The sequence below is a fragment of the Kribbella sp. NPDC056951 genome, from assembly GCF_042674205.1.
Classification (GTDB): domain Bacteria; phylum Actinomycetota; class Actinomycetes; order Propionibacteriales; family Kribbellaceae; genus Kribbella; species Kribbella yunnanensis.
On record NZ_JBHUQZ010000006.1, the window covers coordinates 327696 to 342931 of the forward strand.

A 15236-nucleotide genomic window follows, 5' to 3' on the forward strand; every position below is an offset into this window, starting at 1 on the left:
AAGCTGACAACTCCGTGAACACGCCCAGCTGAACAGGGCTAGCTGAAGTCGCCCGCGCTCCGGCGCAGCGGTTCGAGGACCGACCAGAGCATCTTCAGCTGCTCGTCGGTCAGGCCCTTGAGCGCGAAGTCGGCGTCGACCAGGTCGGCGGTCGCGCGCTCGACAAGGTCGCGACCGTCCTGGGTGATCTCGCACAGCACGGCCCGGCCGTCGTCGGGATGCGGGATCCGCAGCACCAGACCGGCAGCCTCCAGCCGCCGGACGATCGACGTCACCGAGGTCGGGTGCACCTGCAGGCGCTCACCCATCTTCCCCAGCGGCAGCGATCCGCGCCGGGAGAACGTCAGCAGCACCAGCGCCTCGAACCGCGCGAAGGTCAGCCCGTGCTTGCGGAGGATGTCGTCGAGTTCGCCGATCACGATCTGCTGGGCCCGCATCAACGACGTGACGGCACGCATCTGCTCGACCGCGCCCCACCGGTGTCCCCACTGCCGCGACGCCTCGTCGATCGGATCGAACGGCAACGCCCGTCTCCTCGCCATGAACCGAAGAGTAACTGTCGGCGGCCTGTGGGATGGTCAAGGGCATGGGATTGCCAGCCGAGTTCTACCTGTCAGCGGAGTACTACCTCGAGCAGCTCGCCGCCGAGTCTGCCCGCCTGCGCGAGGTCGCGGAGCTTGGGCTGGACGCGGCCGTGCCGAGTTGCCCGGGCTGGACGGTCGAGTCCGTCGTCCGGCATGTCGCTCAGGTGTATCTGCACAAGATCGAGGTGCTCAGGCTCGGCGCCCTCCCGAAGCCATGGCCGCCGGAGGGGCTCGACGAACGCGACGCCTTCGAGCTGTACGACGAATCTCTGAGCGCTCTGACGGCGGCACTGCGGCAGGCCGGGACCACGCAGCAGACCTGGACCTTCAGCCCGGCCGACAGTACGTCGGGCTTCTGGTACCGGCGGATGGCGATGGAGACCGTCGTACACCGGATCGACGCCGAGCTGGCGCATGACGTGGTCACCCCGATCGCGGCCGAGCTCGCGCTGGACGGGATCGACGAGCTGCTGTATCCGAACCTCGGTGGCCCCTGGTGGGACGAGAACTGGACCAAGCACCCGCTCGACGCAACCGTCCGGATCACCGCCGAAGGCAGATCGTGGACCGTCCGCGCCGACGCCACCAGCGTCACCGTGCTGCAAGGCGCCGAGGGCGAGGCGGACGCGGAGATCTTCGGTGATCCGGGCGCCGTCTACCTCTGGCTGTGGGGCCGGACCAGCGACGACGCCGTCCAGTTCACCGGCTCCGAGGACGTCGTCCGGGAGTTCCGCGGCCGCCTGACCGAAGCCACGCAATAGGGATGTCCTGATGGCGAGTTGCTGTTCGTTCCTTTCCCGAAGGACCAGAGTGGTCCTGATGAGAGGAGTTCCGAGATGACGCAGTACCTCGCACTCACCTACACCGCCGACGTGGACTGGTGGGCACCGGAGCAAGCCGCCGAGCTGGCCGAGTACCGGCAGTTCGGCGTCGACAACGCCGGCCAGATCAAGGCCAGCGCCGTCCTCCACCCGACGACGACCGCGACCGTGGTCCGCGTCGAGGGCGCCCGCGGCGGGCAGGTCGTCACCACCGACGGCCCGTACGCCGAGACCAAGGAAGCCCTGACCGGCTACTACCTGATCGAGGCCGAAGACCTGGAGGAAGCGGTCGCGATCGCCGCCAAGATCCCCGCCGCCTGGAACGGCGCCGTCGAGGTCCGCCCGGTCATCCTCGCCAAGTAGATGTACGACGAAGTCGCGGACACGATCCGGATCGAGGGCACGCGCATCCTCGCGACCCTGATCCGGACGGTCGGCGACGTCCAACTCGCCGAAGACGCCGTCCAGGAAGCCACCCTGGCCGCCCTCAACGCCTGGCCGGTCACCGGAATACCACCCGAACCCCGAGCCTGGTTGACAGTCACCGCCCGCCGCAAAGCAATCGACATCATCCGCCGCGAACGCGCCCGCGCCGACAAAGAACGCCAGGGATCCGAACTCCTCGAGCTCACCCACCCAGCTCCTGTTGAGGATCCGGTGTTGCTCGGTGATGCAGTGGACTCCGAGCAGGTCCTTCAGGACGATCTGCTTCGGCTGGTGTTCACGTGTTGCCATCCGACGTTGTCGCCGCCTACTCGGGTTGCGCTTGCTCTGCGCACGCTCTGCGGGCTGTCTCCCGCCGCGATCGCCGCGGTCATGCTCACCACCGAGGCTGCGACCGCGAAGCGGCTCACTCGGGCCCGGAAGAAGATCGCGGCCGCCAACATCCCGTACCGCGTTCCGCCCGCGACCGAACTCGCCGACCGACTACCCGCGGTCTGCGCGGTCATCCACAGTCTGTACACGTCCGGTCATGCGCCGGCCGCGGGCGAGACGCCGTACGACGTCGATCTGTGTACCGAGGCGATTCGGCTGGCCGAACTCCTGCACGGGCTACTCCCCGAGCAGCCGATGCCGACCGCCGTACTGGCTTTGCTGCTGCTAACCGAAGCCCGCCGTCCGGCCCGCCTCGATCCAGAAGGCGAAGTCGTCACGCTCGACCAGCAGGACCGAACGCTCTGGGATGCCGCAGCGATCAAACGCGGAATCACCTTGCTCAACGACTCTTTGGAGCGGTCCGACCGACAGGCCGACCCGTACCAACTCCAGGCCGCGATCGCGGCCGAGCATGCGCGAGCCCCGGCGTACTCGATCACTGACTGGCGCGAGATCGTCCGCCTCTACGAGCTCCTGCTCTCGGTCGCGCCAACACCGGCTGCCGAGCTCGCGCACGCAGTCGCGATCGCTGAGGTCGATGGACCGCAAGCCGGGCTGACCCTGCTGAAGCAGCAGACCGGCTCACGCACCCACGCCGTACGTGCCGAGCTCCTCGCCCGCCTGCATCGCTATCCCGAGGCGATCGACGAGTTGTCCCAAGCCGAACCCGCGACCACCGCCGAACGGCGGCATCACGAGCGTCGGCTCGAGGAGTTCAGTCGTCGGTCCAGTTCCCGCGATCGCTGTTGAAGATCGACTTCGAGGCGGGTGCGGAGGTGGGCGCCGGCCGGGAGTGATGCGCCGGTGCGGCGGTCGTGGTGGTGACCTCCTGCGCCGAGTCCATCCCGATCGGGCCGGTGCCGTCGTCGTCGGAGTCCTCGTCGCTCTGGACGACGTCGACGCTCGCGGAGGCGCGTAGACCGGTGCGCTGGATAACGCGCTGAATGGTCAGGTCGCGGTCGTCGGGCCGGCTGACCCACTTGATCTCGCGGAAGCCCTGGTCCTGCGCGGCCGACTCGAAGATGAAGTGGCCGTAGCCCAGCATCCGGCCGATGATCGGCTTCTGCAGGGTGATGTCGAGGACTCGCGCGATCGGGGTGGTCGCGACCGTCTGCGAGAAGACGCCGCGGATCCGCATCACGCGCATGTTGGTGACCACGAAGCGGTCGCGGTGATGGGTCAGGAAGTTCCAGAAGGCGTGCGTGAGCAGCACCAGGCAGATCGCCAGCAGCACCGGCTGCCCACCGATCGGTGTGGTCACCATCGCGACCAGCAAGGCCGCCGCGAGCAGGACCTCGAGCATCGGGACCGTGAAGACGACCCAGTGCTGCCGGACCTCGTCGATGACGACTTCGCCCTCGTCCGAGATCAGGTGGCGTCGCACCTTCGGATCGAACATCCGGAAGAGGCCAATCCCGGCCATCCGCTCACTCCCCTGGACTGCGTCAGTTGTGACCCCGTAAAGCCAAGTGTCCCGCACGAACGGTCGTTGCGGGACACCCAGGCGTCAGATCAGTTGAACAACGCGGTCAGGAACGTGATCACGCTCCCGAACAGGTCACCGACGCCGGAAAAGGCGCCCCCCACCGCATCGGCGGCGTTCGTCGGCTGCGTGAACAGATAGAAGCCGGCAAAGGCGATGAGCGACCAGATCAGCAGCTTCTTCGGCATGTCACCACTCCTCGTTCCAAACCACTGGGTCGACTGTGTTTGTATCACGGACCGTCACTAAATGTCACTGACTGAACACAGCCCACCGCACAATGCTCACCAGCTACAAGCTCCATTGTGTAACGGATCCGGGGGCATGGCAGCAACCGGCGCGCCGCCGTGAGACGTGGATCGCAGACCGTGACCGAATAGTGGCACATTTGCCCGAATACGGGACAGTAGCCCTCAGTCGACCAGTCGATTACACGGTGTGACAGAAGATGCCGGACTGTCGCACGGACGAGACCTAAATCACAGGGCTGCGATCAGTTCATCAGCCGCGCTGTACGGATCCGTGTTCCCCTCGGCGACCTTCGCGGCCAGTACGTCGAGCCGCGCGTCCCCATGCAGATGCGCGAACCGCCGCCGCAACGCGGTCATCGCGATCGCCTCGATCTCGTCGCGGGCCCGGGAGCGTCGCCGGTCGCCGAGGACGCCGTTGCCGCGCATCCAGGTCAGCCGGTCCTCGATCGCCGTGACCACCTCGTCGACGCCTTCGTTGCGCGAGGCCACCGTTTTCAGGATCGGCGGTACCCACGCGCCCTCGGGCCGCTCGGCCAGGGCGAGCATGTGCCGCAGGTCGCGGGTGACGTTCTGGACGCCGTCCCGGTCGGCCTTGTTCACCACGTACAGGTCGCCGACCTCGAGGATGCCGGCCTTGGCCGCCTGGATCCCGTCACCCATCCCAGGAGCCAGCAGCACGATCGTCGTGTCAGCCATCCCGGCGATCTCCACCTCGGACTGCCCGACCCCGACCGTCTCTACGAACACCACGTCGAACCCGGCCGCATCCAGCACCCGCAACGCCTGCGGGGTCGACCACGACAGCCCGCCCAGATGCCCGCGGGAGGCCATCGACCGGATGTACACGCCCTTGTCCAGGGCGTGGTCCTGCATCCGCACCCGGTCGCCCAGCAACGCCCCACCGGAGAACGGCGACGACGGATCGACCGCCAGGACGGCTACCCGCTTCCCGGTCCCCCGGTACGCCGTGACTAGCGCGGACGTCGACGTGGATTTGCCGACACCGGGCGAGCCGGTGATTCCGACGATGTGCGCATGACCGGCGTACGGGGAGAGCGCGGCCATCACCTCGCGCAGCAGCGGCGACTCGTCCTCGACCAGCGAGATCAGCCGGGCGACGGCCCGGGAGTCACCCTCCCGGGCACGATCGACCAGCTCACTGACAGGCGGAGTGCGGCGCGGCATTACTTCTTCGCTACGCGGACGATCAAGGCGTCGCCCTGACCGCCGCCACCACAGAGCGCGGCCGCGCCGACACCGCCACCACGACGACCGAGCTCGAGGGCCAGGTGCAGCACCAGGCGAGCGCCCGACATACCGATCGGGTGGCCGAGCGCGATCGCGCCGCCGTTCACGTTGACCTTGTCGGCTGCGACCCCGAGCTCACGGGTGGAGGCGATCCCGACGGAAGCGAAGGCCTCGTTGATCTCGATCAGGTCGAGGTCGGCCGCGTCGATGCCTTCCTTGCTGCAGGCCTTCTTGATCGCGTTGGCCGGCTGGCTCTGCAGGGTCGAGTCCGGTCCGGCGACCGAGCCGTGCGCGCCGATCTCGGCGATCCAGGACAGCCCGAGCTCCTCGGCCTTCGCCTTGCTCATCACGACGACAGCGCAGCCGCCGTCGGAGATCTGCGACGCCGAACCGGCAGTGATCGTGCCTTCCTTGCCGAACGCCGGACGCAGCCGGGCCAGCGACTCGACCGAGGTGTCGCCGCGAACGCCTTCGTCGCTATCGATCACCAGCGGGTCGCCCTTACGCTGCGGGACCTCGACCGGGACCACCTCGTCGGCGAAGACACCGTTCTTCCACGCGGCCGCGGCCTGCTGGTGCGAACGAGCACTGAACTCGTCCTGCTCCTCGCGGGTCAGAGCGCCGTTCGCCTGCTCGGTGAGCGCACCCATCGGCTGGTCGGTGAACGCGTCCCAGAGCCCGTCGAACGACATCGAGTCGACGAGCGTGGTGTCGCCGTACTTGAAGCCCTCACGGGACTTCGGCAGCAGGTGCGGCGCGTTGGTCATCGACTCCATCCCGCCGGCCACGACGATGTCGTACTCGCCGGCGCGGATCAGCTGGTCGGCCAGCGCGATCGCGTTCAGGCCGGACAGGCAGACCTTGTTGATGGTGATCGCCGGGATGTTCATCGGGATGCCGCCCTTGACCGCGGCCTGGCGAGCGGTGATCTGACCGCCGCCGGCCTGCAGGACCTGACCCATGATCACGTACTCGACCTGGTCCGGCGCGACGCCGGCCTTGTCCAGTGCACCCTTGATCGCGAACCCACCGAGCTCCGCTCCGGTGAAGCCCTTGAGACCGCCCAGCAGCTTCCCGATCGGGGTGCGCGCGCCGGCCACGATGACGCTTTGGTTCTGCGTGTCAGACATGCTGTCACGATACCTGCGAGAGCACTGGTACGCGTCTGTCGAACGGGTCACACGAACGACCTCTTGCTCGTTTTGGCTTCTAGGGTGAAGGAATGGACGAGCTCTTCGAGGCGATCGATCACGTCGGCATCGCCGTACCGGACTTCGACGCCGCTGTGCGGCACTACGCCGACGTCTTCGGGATGACGGTCGCGCACGAGGAGATCAACGAGGAGCAGGGCGTCCGCGAGGCGATGCTCTCGGTGGGCACCTCCGGTTCGTCGATCCAGCTGCTCGCGCCTTTGTCGGACGCGTCGCCGATCGCCAAGTTCCTGGACAAGCGCGGGCCGGGCATCCAGCAGTTGGCCTACCGGGTCCGCGACATCGATCAGGTCTCCGCCGTACTGCGGGAGCGCGGCGCCGAACTCCTGTACGCCGAACCGCGCCGAGGTACCGCCGGATCCCGGGTGAACTTCATTCACCCCAAGTCGGCCGGTGGTGTGCTGGTGGAGCTCGTCGAACCTGCCCCGGTTTCAAAGGCCTAGTGTTACGGCTGTCCAACAGCCCGTGACGGCGCGCAGAAACCCCCATCGGAGTTGGGGTTCGCGGACTACGCTGTTCTGGTGCTGAAGGACAGCGCCACCGATTCCTTGGACGGTGTGCCGGCGGGGTTCCAGCACGAAGCCTTCGTCTATGCGAGCGACGAGGAGTTCGTGCGGCAGTCGGTGCCCTTCGTCCACGACGGCCTGGCGACGGACGCGACGATCGTGGCGGTACTCCCGCCGGACCGCATCGCCATACTCCGGGAGACCCTCGGAGAATCCGCGGCACGAGTGCGTTTTATCGATATGACCGTGGCTGGGCGCAACCCCGCGCGGCTGATCCCCTTCTGGCGCGAAATTGTCGGGCAGGCGGGCGGCCGGGCCGTGTACGGCCTCAGCGAGTGCGTCTACCCCGGTCGCACCACAGCGGCGTACGACGAAGCCTTGCTCCACGAGGGTCTGACCGACATCGCCTTCGCCGCCGACTCCGGCTTCCGGCTCTGCTGCCCGTTCGCCGCGACGGTCGGTATCGATCCGACTGCCCATCACTCGAGCACAGAGCATTCCGGCGGGGAGGCGTTGGCCGAGAAGACGTTCCGGACGCCGCTGAACGACGTACCGGATCGGGCCGAGCGCTGGGAGTTCGGGCTGGCCGACCTCGGCGATGTCCGGAAGTGGGTGAACGGGCAGGCGTCGTCGCACGGGGTGTCGCGAGACCGGATGGACGATCTCGGGCTGGCGCTGCACGAGGTGTGCACGAACAGCATCCGCTTCGGCGGCGGCCGGGGCGCACTGTCGGTCTGGATCGAGAACGGGTCGCTGGTCTGCGACGTGGCCGACCACGGCCGGATCGACGACCTACTCGTCGGCCGGGTGATGCCTCCGCTGGACGGGCTCGGCGGCCGGGGCGTCTGGCTGGCCAACCAGCTCTGCGATCTGGTCCAGCTGCGCTCGGGTGACGGCTTCACTCAGGTCCGGCTCCACACGCGCCTGCGCTGACCATCTGGGGTAAGACCACTGACAACGGTGGACTACAAAAGTGACGGTCGTCTCAACCGCTCCCAACTGTGTCACAAGGCACAGCCCGCGAGGCATACTCAACGGTAACGTCCGCTCACCAGTCCACTCCTTGCAGGAGGTACGACGTGAAGCAGATCCTCGACGCGATCCTCGCCGGTGACAGTGCAGCAGTCGGTGCGCTCGACGTACCGGACCATTACCGCGGGATCACCGTGCACGCCGACGAGGCCGACATGTTCGAGGGGCTGGACGCGAAGGAGAAGGACCCGCGCAAGAGCCTGCACCTGGACGACGTCCCGACACCCGAGCTCGGCCCGGGTGAGGCGCTGGTCGCGGTGATGGCGAGCGCGATCAACTACAACACCGTGTGGACGTCGATCTTCGAGCCGGTCTCGACGTTCTCGTTCCTCAAGCGGTACGGGAAGTTGTCGCCGCTGACCGCCCGCCACGACCTGCCGTACCACGTGGTCGGCTCCGATCTGGCCGGCGTCGTACTGCGGACCGGACCGGGCGTGAACGCCTGGAAGCCCGGCGACGAGGTGGTCGCGCACTGCCTCTCGGTCGAGCTCGAATCGCCCGACGGGCACAACGACACGATGATGGATTCCGAGCAGCGGATCTGGGGTTTCGAGACGAACTTCGGCGGTCTCGCCGAGATCGCGCTGGTGAAGTCGAACCAGCTGATGCCGAAGCCGGCTCACCTCACCTGGGAGGAGGCTGCGTCTCCGGGGCTGGTGAACAGTACGGCGTACCGGCAGCTCGTCTCGCCCAACGGCGCCAACATGAAGCAGGGCGACGTCGTACTGATCTGGGGTGCGTCCGGTGGGCTCGGGTCGTACGCGACCCAGTTCGCGCTGAACGGCGGGGCGATCCCGGTCTGCGTGGTGTCGTCGCCGGAGAAGGCGGAGATCTGCCGCGCGATGGGCGCCGAGCTGATCATCGACCGGTCGGCCGAGGGGTACAAGTTCTGGAAGGACGAGTCCACTCAGGATCAGAAGGAGTGGAAGCGGTTCGGCGCGCGGATCCGCGAGCTGACCGGTGGCGACGACCCGGACATCGTCTTCGAGCACCCGGGCCGCGAGACCTTCGGTGCTTCCGTGTACGTCGCGCGCCGCGGCGGCACGATCGTCACCTGCGCCTCGACGTCGGGCTTCATGCACGAGTACGACAACCGGTACCTGTGGATGAACCTCAAGCGAATCATCGGCTCGCACTTCGCCAACTACCGCGAGGCCTGGGAGGCAAACCGGCTGATCGCCAAGGGCATGGTGCATCCGACGGTGAGCCGCGTGTACCCGCTCGAGGAGACCGCACAGGCGGCGTACGACGTGCATCGCAACCTGCACCAGGGCAAGGTCGGCGTACTGACGCTGGCGCCGACCGAGGGCCTCGGTGTCCGCGACCCCGAACTGCGCGCCAAGCACCAGGAAGCCATCGATCGCTTCCGCAACAGGTAATGCTTGGGTAGCGGGGCCGATTGGCTGGTCAGGGGGCGGGTCTGACAGGCTTAAGCTGGGGGATTCAGCTGAGCCGCCAGAAGGGAATCTCAGGAATGCCTGACGAGTCGAGCCTGCCGTTCTTCGACCGCACTGCAACCGCGGCCGGAGGCTTTCCGGTCAGTCGGCGTGGCTACGACAAGCAGGCCGTGGACGACTACGTCCGCGCCCTCGAGATGCAGCTGGTCGAGATCCGGAGCCGGGCCGAGCAGCTGCAGAGCAGCGTCGCGCCGATGCAGCGCGAGCTCGACGAGACCCGCCGCCAGCTCGAGGCCAGCGCCAACCCGTCGTACGCCGGCCTCGGGGACCGCGCCGCGCAGATCCTGCGGCTCGCCCAGGACCAGGCCGCCGAGGCCCTCGACGAGGCCCGCCGCGAGGCCGAGGAGCTGCGCACCACCGCCGCCAAGGAGGCCGCTGCCCAGCGCGCCACCGGCGAGCGGGAGGCCGAGGACATCCGGACCGTCGCACTGAACGAGTCCGACAGCATCCGCCGTACTGCCGAAGGCGATGCCGCCGAGCTCCGCCGTACCGCGGAGACCGAGGCCTCCGAGGTGCTGCAGGCGGCCAAGCGCAAGGCCGAGCAGCTGACGCTGACCGCCGAGTCCCAGGCCAGCACGCTGAAGAACGGCGCGCTGCACGAGGCCGAGAAGATCCGCACCGCGATCCAGCGCGAGTCCGCCGCCCTGCGCGCCCGGCTCGCCGACGAGCGCGAGCAGCAGGCCAAGGAGCTCGCCGACAAGCACCAGCAGATCGCCGCCGACACCGAGAACCTGACCACCCAGATGAAGGAGGCCGCCGAGGCCTCCGAGCGCCGGGTGGCCGAGGCGACCGAGCAGGCGCGCAAGATCCGCGCCGAGGCCGAGGAGTCCGCCGAGCGCACCCTGAGCCGCACCCGCCGCGAAGCCGAGCAGGTGCTGAGCACGGCGCGCACCCGCGCCGAGTCCGAACTGGCGAGCGCGGCCGACGAGGCCGAGCGCTCACGCACGATCGTCGCCCGCGAGACCGAACGCCTCGCCAAGCGCCGCGACGGCATCCTCACCCAGATCGCCGGCCTGAACGAGATCGCCGGCAACATCGCCCGCCAGGCGGCCGAACTCGACTCCGAGACGGCAGCCGCGACGCCGTACGTGAATCCCTTCAGCCGCCCGACCGAAACCCCGGCAGCGAGCGGCTTCACACCGTCGGCGGATGGGCCTGCTGCGGCTGGTCTCGCGCCTTCGGCGGGTGGACCCGGTACGGCGGGCAGCCCGTTCGGGTCGTCGACCGAGAGCTCGCTGTCGAGCGACAACCCGTTCAGCGCGCCTGCCGTGGAGTCGAGCGACAACCCGTTCGGCGGGCCTATCGTCGAGTCGGGCGACAACCCCTTCGCGCCGAAGACGCCGGCCGACGACCACGCGTTCGGCGCCGGTACGTCGGCCGCCGACTCGGCGCTCGACGGCGACGGACCGTTCACCGGTTCGAGCCCGTTCGTCGGATCCGATGCCGGTGACGCCCGGGTCGACGAGACCCGCATCGACACCGGACTGCGGGTCGACCCGGCGACCGCCGCGAAGCTGACCAGCACGACAGCCGGCGGCCCGGCAGCTGATGAAGACGAGACCGCGGACGACGACGAGCCGGCCGACTCGACGAGGATCGACGAGTTCCGCCTCGGTGACCTCGCGACCGGCAAGACTTCGGCCGACGACGAGAAGACCGACGCGCGATCCCCGAAGGACACGATGTGACGCCATCCGGCGACGACAACTCGACAGCGACCCCCGATCCAACAGCGCCATCTGCTGAAGACGTCGCCAAGGCGACCCGCGAGGCCCAAGTGGCCGCCGCGCACGCCGAGGCCGCTGCCGAGCATGCGGAGAAGTCGGCCGACGAGGCCGAGGAATCCGCCAACCAGGCTGAGGAGTCGGCCGATGAGGCCGACGACTCCGCGGATCACGCGACCGAGAAGGCCAACGAGATCGACGACCTCGCCGACGAACTCCTGATCGAGGAACGGCACCCCGACGAAGGCATGGGCCGCCCCGGTCCGCCGATCCAGCGGTCGAACCCGTTCGTCTTCGGGTTCTTCGCGGCCCTCGGCGTACTGGTCGCCTGGGGTCTGTGGAACGCGCTCGGTCACGCGAAGTCGGTGCTGATCCTGCTCGTGGTCTCGATGTTCATCGCCGTCGGCCTGAACCCGCTGGTCGAGTGGTTCATGCGCCGCGGCCTGAAGCGCGGCCTCTCGGTCGGCGTCGTCTTCCTGATCATGATCCTCGCCGTCGCCGGCGTCGGCTTCGCGATCGTCCCGGTCGTCACCGACCAGATCGACGGCCTGATCAAGAACGCCCCTCAGTGGCTCGACCTGCTGCAGAAGTCGAAGACCCTGGACGAGCTCGACAACAAGTACCACTTCATCCAGAAGGCCCAGGAATACATCCAGGACCCGGCGCTCGCCCAGAAGGCGTTCGGGGGCATCCTCGGCGTCGGCAAGGTCGTCGCCGGTGCCCTCTTCAACACCTTCACGATCCTCATCCTGACCCTGTACTTCCTGGCGTCGCTCCCGTCGGTCAAACGCGCCGCCTACAGCCTGGTCCCCCGCACCCGCCGCAACCGCGTCTCGATCCTCGGCGACGAGGTCCTGACCCGCGTCGGCGGCTACGTCAGCGGCCAGTTCACCGTCGCCCTCTGCGCCGGCGTCTTCATGTTCATCTTCCTGGAGATCGTCGGCCTCCGCGAGTACGCCGTGGCCCTGGCGATCGTCGTCATGTTCACCGCCTTCATCCCGATGGTCGGCGGCCTGATCGGCGTCGTCGTGGTCTCCCTGATCGGCTTCACCGACAGCCTCTGGGTAGGCCTCGCCTGCCTCATCTACGGCATCGTCTATCAGCAGATCGAGAACTACGTCGTAGCCCCCCGCATCATGCGCCGCGCCGTAGACATCCCCGGCGCCGTCACCGTCATCGCAGCCCTCCTGGGCGGCGCCCTCCTAGGCGTAGTAGGCGCCCTCCTCGCCATCCCCTCAGCCGCCGCCATCCTGCTGATCATCCGCGAAGTCTGGGTCCGCAAAGCCGACGCTTCCTGACAGCCTGGTAGAGCCGACTGCTAACGCCGAGCGGCCGCCGCTCCCCCAGCCGGCCGCCTCGGCATGCTCGGTAACCGGCCAGCTCGGCGCGCTCAGTGACCCGTCAGCTCGGCGGACTCAGTCACCCGTCAGCTCGGCGTACTCGGTCGGCGTCGGCGGTCGGCGTACTCGGTCACAGGTTGGCGAGCTCGGTCGACAAGCGGCGTACTCGGTCGGCGTGCAGGCAGGTCGGCGTACCCGATCGGCAGGTCGGCGTACCAGGTCGGCGGGCACGCAGTTCGGCGTACCCGGTCGGCAGGTCGGCGTACCAGGTCAGCGGGCAGGCAGGTCGGCGGGCCGCAGGTCACCGCATTCGGTCGGCAGATCGGCCAGCTAGCAGCCCTCGGCCAGCCGAATGACCTACGACGACGCGACGGACGACGACGAACGACCGACGACGTACGAGCAGGCGCAGCGCCGCGGACGGCGTACGAGCAGACCGGGCGGCGCCCACACAGGGCCGTGCGCGGGCGCCGACGTGACGGAGCCTTAGTACGGCGGCGGATCTGAGGAAGCCGCTCGGTCGACCGAGTCCGGCTGCGGTTCGTTGTCGTCGATCGGCCTGCGGGGTTGGATCGGACCGCGGGCCGGCGGAACCGTGGTGTAGCGGTGACCGGTGGGTGTGGTCAGGGTGATCGAACCGTCTGGGTGGTTGTCGGTATGCCAGCCCCAGGCGGGTGTGTCCTTGATGACGTGGTGGTACTCGCAGTACGGCGCGAGGCCGGCCAAGCTCGTCGTACCGGAGATCACGAACCGCGTGCCGTGGTCGCGATCGCATTCGCGGGACGCCCGGTTGCAACCAGGCCACGCGCAGACCGGATGCCGTGCGAGCAGAGTCTCGCTCACCAAAGAGCCAGGCTCGTGCCGTGTCGTCGATGCCTCCAGGACGACCCCGTTCGCCGGGTCGGTCAGGAGACGCCGCCACGTACCGTCGGCGGCGATCCGGCGGGCCATCTCAGCGGAGATCGGACCGTAGCCGGACAGCTCACAGGGGTCATCGTCCATGCCGAGCAGCGTGCTCGCCGGGATCAGTACCTCAATGTGCGGACGTCTCCGGTGCTGGTCGGGCAGACGTCGCCCCAGCCAATCGAGCCCGTTGTGAAGCATGTACTCGAACACATCCGCCGCGACGTCAGCCCTTCGCTGCCCTGCTGTGCGCTCGTCTCGCCGAGGCTTCTGATCCCCACCTTCGACGCTCGCGCCCGGCGAACCAGAACAGTTGCTCACGGCATCATCGGAATCTGCATCACCATCGGCATCGGTGCTGCCGGCCGTGCTGCAATCGGTCGCCGTCCTGTTGGTCGCCGTGTCGGTCTTGCTGGAGATGTCGATGTCGCTGGAAGGGCCGGTGTTGCTGGCCGCCGTATTGCTGGACGTGCCGCCGTTGGTAGCCGTCGTGCTGGCGGCCATGCCAGCGCTGGTGGCCGCGCCGGTGTCGGTGGCCGCGCCGGTGTCGGTGGACGGGTCTGTGTTGCCGGGCCGTTTGGCGAGATCTGCCATGGCTTGGATGACAACCCACATTTGCTGGATCTTGTCGGCTTCGTGGACGATCCAGAGTCCGGCCATGCCGCCCGTCAGCGGAACGATCTTGCAGGTACGCTCGCGCACTGCCTCGCGGTGCTGGTCCGCCTCGGACTCGGCCGCATGCTTGGCCACCTGCTGGCGTAGGGATCGGCGCAGGTTGGCGTGGGTCTGGGATGCGGCGCGACGCAGGACGTGAGCCTCAACCGCCTGGGCCGACTCATCCGATAGGGACCGGGTCGCTTCCGAGATCGACAGGGCTTTGGACCAGGACAAGGCACCGGACCGCAGACCCGTCAGGGTCGCCGACAGCGGACCGGTCAGGTGCAGGGCGGTCTCGATGTGCCGGGTGGCTGTGTCCGCGGAAAGGCGCAGCGCGGCACCCACCTCGGCGGCCCAGGATCGCTCCGGGTCCACTGGACGACCGGACGAGTCAATCTGGGCAGGACGAGGAGCTTCGGCATGCTGGGCCTTGCGCTGCTGAAAGAACGATGCGACTGCGGTGGCTTTGATCGACTCGGCCCAGGACGCCATCCGAGCGGCCGCCTTCATCAACTCGATCAGCGCAACCGGTGTCTCCGCCTGTGGACGTACGGCCTCCAGTTCGGCGGCCAGATCGCCGCCCGGCGGCAGGAAGACCCAGGCCGGGGCGCATCGACGCAGCATCTCCCGCTCAGCCTCATCCTGGTCGACCCCCGACCACAGCTCCCATTCCAGCTCATCGACCTTGTTCGCCCGTAGCGGGATGTCGAACAGGTCTTCCACGCTCAGCGCGATCGGCGCGTCCGGGCCATCAGGGTCGTAGAGGTCGTCCGGAGGTGGAGAGTCTGGGTAGTCGGGCCATTGCTCGGGTGGCGGACTCAGATCGGGCTGCCCGGCGAGATAGCCGGCGAGCAGCTCCTCGTCAGTTGCGCAGAGCGATCGAGTAGTCATGGACCAATACTAGAACATCTGTTCGATTCACTCAAATCGGAGATCTCCGAAGGCAATGGCCGGCGGTCATGGCCTGCGGTCATGGCAGGTCACCGGCACCGCATCTGGCACATCCCTTCGCACGGCCGGACTGCATCTCGCGAAAGTTGGCCGACAGGGCGTCGAGGCTCGCGCGACCGACCCAAGGAAACCGCAGCCGAACCGCAGCGATGTCGACCTGCGGCTCGTCCACACGCCGGACTTGACCGAGCA

Annotated in this window: 14 protein-coding genes; 8 read left to right on the forward strand and 6 right to left on the reverse strand. The window is 68.0% G+C overall.

Annotated elements, in window-relative coordinates:
* Positions 1-38: 38 nt before the first annotated feature.
* On the reverse strand, positions 39-542 hold the full coding sequence (locus ACFTSF_RS24810) for a MarR family transcriptional regulator (protein WP_344154950.1): 504 nt from the start codon (positions 540-542) through the stop codon (positions 39-41).
* 44 nt (positions 543-586) lie between these two features.
* Between ACFTSF_RS24810 and ACFTSF_RS24815 the strand changes: the two genes are divergently transcribed.
* From ACFTSF_RS24815 to ACFTSF_RS24825, 3 genes are all read left to right on the forward strand, one after another.
* Entirely contained in the window at positions 587-1345 is a 759-nt protein-coding gene (locus ACFTSF_RS24815) for a maleylpyruvate isomerase family mycothiol-dependent enzyme (RefSeq protein WP_380156000.1), read from the forward strand.
* Positions 1346-1420: 75 nt separating this feature from the next.
* A complete protein-coding gene (locus ACFTSF_RS24820; protein WP_344154944.1) occupies positions 1421-1768 on the forward strand; it encodes a YciI family protein in 348 nt (115 codons plus the stop codon).
* Positions 1769-3031: an RNA polymerase sigma factor gene (locus ACFTSF_RS24825; RefSeq protein WP_380156001.1), complete on the forward strand. Its 1263-nt coding sequence runs from the start codon at positions 1769-1771 to the stop codon at positions 3029-3031.
* Here the strand turns inward: ACFTSF_RS24825 and ACFTSF_RS24830 are convergent.
* The 4 genes from ACFTSF_RS24830 to ACFTSF_RS24845 form a co-directional block, all read right to left on the reverse strand.
* Positions 2997-3704: a PH domain-containing protein gene (locus tag ACFTSF_RS24830; protein ID WP_344154938.1), complete on the reverse strand. Its 708-nt coding sequence runs from the start codon at positions 3702-3704 to the stop codon at positions 2997-2999. The genes ACFTSF_RS24825 and ACFTSF_RS24830 overlap by 35 nt on opposite strands.
* Before the next feature lie 89 nt (positions 3705-3793).
* Positions 3794-3952, reverse strand: coding sequence for a hypothetical protein (locus ACFTSF_RS24835; RefSeq protein ID WP_165952664.1), 159 nt, complete (start codon positions 3950-3952; stop codon positions 3794-3796).
* Between the two features lie 291 nt (positions 3953-4243).
* The gene (gene meaB / locus ACFTSF_RS24840) at positions 4244-5200 is read right to left on the reverse strand and encodes a methylmalonyl Co-A mutase-associated GTPase MeaB (RefSeq protein WP_380156002.1); all 957 of its coding nucleotides are present in this window, start codon (positions 5198-5200) and stop codon (positions 4244-4246) included.
* On the reverse strand, positions 5200-6393 hold the full coding sequence (locus ACFTSF_RS24845; protein WP_380156003.1) for an acetyl-CoA C-acetyltransferase: 1194 nt from the start codon (positions 6391-6393) through the stop codon (positions 5200-5202). Before ACFTSF_RS24845 ends, meaB begins: the two co-directional genes overlap by 1 nt.
* Positions 6394-6485: 92 nt before the next feature.
* Here ACFTSF_RS24845 and mce point away from each other — a divergent pair, with 92 nt between their 5' ends.
* From mce to ACFTSF_RS24870, 5 genes are all read left to right on the forward strand, one after another.
* The gene (mce, locus tag ACFTSF_RS24850) at positions 6486-6917 is read left to right on the forward strand and encodes a methylmalonyl-CoA epimerase (RefSeq protein WP_380156004.1); all 432 of its coding nucleotides are present in this window, start codon (positions 6486-6488) and stop codon (positions 6915-6917) included.
* A gap of 78 nt (positions 6918-6995) precedes the next feature.
* Positions 6996-7913, forward strand: coding sequence for an anti-sigma factor RsbA family regulatory protein (locus tag ACFTSF_RS24855; RefSeq protein ID WP_380156005.1), 918 nt, complete (start codon positions 6996-6998; stop codon positions 7911-7913).
* Positions 7914-8059: 146 nt separating this feature from the next.
* On the forward strand, positions 8060-9391 hold the full coding sequence (gene ccrA, locus ACFTSF_RS24860; protein ID WP_380156006.1) for a crotonyl-CoA carboxylase/reductase: 1332 nt from the start codon (positions 8060-8062) through the stop codon (positions 9389-9391).
* Positions 9392-9486: 95 nt separating this feature from the next.
* Entirely contained in the window at positions 9487-11157 is a 1671-nt protein-coding gene (locus ACFTSF_RS24865) for a transposase (RefSeq protein ID WP_380156007.1), read from the forward strand.
* Complete coding sequence (locus ACFTSF_RS24870) at positions 11154-12491, forward strand: AI-2E family transporter (protein ID WP_380156008.1); 1338 nt, start codon at positions 11154-11156, stop codon at positions 12489-12491. Before ACFTSF_RS24865 ends, ACFTSF_RS24870 begins: the two co-directional genes overlap by 4 nt.
* Positions 12492-13019: 528 nt before the next feature.
* Here the strand turns inward: ACFTSF_RS24870 and ACFTSF_RS24875 are convergent.
* The gene (locus ACFTSF_RS24875) at positions 13020-14984 is read right to left on the reverse strand and encodes a DUF222 domain-containing protein (RefSeq protein ID WP_380156009.1); all 1965 of its coding nucleotides are present in this window, start codon (positions 14982-14984) and stop codon (positions 13020-13022) included.
* Between the last annotated feature and the right edge of the window lie 252 nt (positions 14985-15236).

Coding starts and splice junctions, on each gene's coding strand:
- ACFTSF_RS24875 (WP_380156009.1), bottom strand. CDS start 14,984: ATGACTACTCGATCGCTCTGCGCAACTGACGAGGAGCTGCTCGCCGGC.
- ACFTSF_RS24810 (WP_344154950.1), bottom strand. CDS start 542: ATGGCGAGGAGACGGGCGTTGCCGTTCGATCCGATCGACGAGGCGTCG.
- ACFTSF_RS24825 (WP_380156001.1), top strand. CDS start 1,769: ATGTACGACGAAGTCGCGGACACGATCCGGATCGAGGGCACGCGCATC.
- ACFTSF_RS24845 (WP_380156003.1), bottom strand. CDS start 6,393: ATGTCTGACACGCAGAACCAAAGCGTCATCGTGGCCGGCGCGCGCACC.
- ACFTSF_RS24835 (WP_165952664.1), bottom strand. CDS start 3,952: ATGCCGAAGAAGCTGCTGATCTGGTCGCTCATCGCCTTTGCCGGCTTC.
- meaB (WP_380156002.1), bottom strand. CDS start 5,200: ATGCCGCGCCGCACTCCGCCTGTCAGTGAGCTGGTCGATCGTGCCCGG.
- ACFTSF_RS24815 (WP_380156000.1), top strand. CDS start 587: ATGGGATTGCCAGCCGAGTTCTACCTGTCAGCGGAGTACTACCTCGAG.
- ACFTSF_RS24820 (WP_344154944.1), top strand. CDS start 1,421: ATGACGCAGTACCTCGCACTCACCTACACCGCCGACGTGGACTGGTGG.
- ACFTSF_RS24865 (WP_380156007.1), top strand. CDS start 9,487: ATGCCTGACGAGTCGAGCCTGCCGTTCTTCGACCGCACTGCAACCGCG.
- mce (WP_380156004.1), top strand. CDS start 6,486: ATGGACGAGCTCTTCGAGGCGATCGATCACGTCGGCATCGCCGTACCG.
- ACFTSF_RS24830 (WP_344154938.1), bottom strand. CDS start 3,704: ATGGCCGGGATTGGCCTCTTCCGGATGTTCGATCCGAAGGTGCGACGC.